This is a genomic window from Streptomyces viridosporus (genome assembly GCF_002078235.1).
In the GTDB taxonomy this organism is placed as follows: Bacteria; Actinomycetota; Actinomycetes; order Streptomycetales; family Streptomycetaceae; genus Streptomyces; species Streptomyces viridosporus.
The window spans coordinates 1-1,164 of the sequence record NZ_MSGP01000812.1 but is presented as its reverse complement, the minus strand read 5'-3'; the positions used below and the strand labels follow the sequence as shown (position 1 = coordinate 1,164).

Annotated in this window: 1 protein-coding gene; it reads left to right on the top strand. The window is 71.5% G+C overall.

Annotated features, from left to right (window positions below):
- Positions 1 to 253: 253 nt before the first annotated feature.
- On the top strand, positions 254 to 1,164 hold a 911-nt coding region (locus B7L92_RS37790), incomplete at its 3' end, for a hypothetical protein (protein WP_174704084.1).

The window sequence follows — 1,164 nt, the reverse complement described above, 5'->3', positions numbered from 1 at the left end:
CCCCCGCTTCCCGGTCCCCTCCGCCCGGTGGCGCCGCGGGGCGGGGTCCGGCGTCAAGGTGATGCACGGGACTCACACCTCCGTGCCCGGATCGAGACCGGCGAGATGCTCAACCTGTCCCGTTATGGAGCATCTTGTGCCACAGGAGTTCCCGTTCCGCTGCCCAAACGCTGTTCTCCGGTCACAGACCCGTGGATACAGTGCTGAGGTAGTCACGCAGTGAAGTCACCTGGGTGCACCGGGGTAACGCCCGATGGGCCGACGGGGCATGGGGAGAACGGGGAGCTGCGCTGTGCCAACCGCCATTGCCGTGACCAGCGCCGACATGGCGCTGCCGCCACAGGACGAACGGACCCTGCCCGCCGTGGTGCTGCGGGACGTCGACACCCGCCCGCTCGGGCAGGTGCTGGCCGACCTCCAGATGCTGATCGAGCAGTACGGGCACGTCATCGTGGTCTGCTCGCAGGCCACCCCCACCGCCGTCCGGCGGCGGCTGCACACCCTGCGCTCCCTGCTGGAGAGTGACCGGATCGCGCTCTTCCGTCCCGACCTCCCCCCGCTCGGCATCGCCGTCCTGGCCCGCCAGTTACGGCAACTGGCCTCCTGCGACCTCACCCCCGGCGTCCTCGCCTCGGCCGGACGCCTGCTGGTCCACTACATCCACGCCGGGGCGCTGCTGGGCTCGGTCGCCCGCCTCGACCGCGTCCCGGTGAACCTCAAGCAGCACGCCAAGTCCTGGATGCCCGGGAGCCAGTTCGCCGTCCTCGCCCACCCGCAGCCGCAGCTCGTCCGCCTCGGCCCCGACACCGCGCTCGACGGACCGGAGTTCGGCACCTGGATGCTGGTCGCCAAGGGCCAGCTCCAGTCCGACTGGGTCACCGGCACCCTGGCGCCGTCCTGGAAGGTCCAGGGGCTGCGCGAGGCACCGCTTCCGGCCGAATCCCCGGGCTGGTGGGGGACCGGCAGACTGATCGAGTTCTGCACCTACCTGCCCGACCTCTCCGTCCTCTACCAGCTGGTCACGTCCGTCCGCCGCACCACCTGCCACTGGTGCGGCATCGACGTCATCGGCGACCGGTGCGTGTTCTGTTCGGCCACGCCGCCCGGCCAGGAGGACCCGCACCGGCCGCGCGGTTCTCGGGCCGCGGCCGGTGCGGGTCCTCC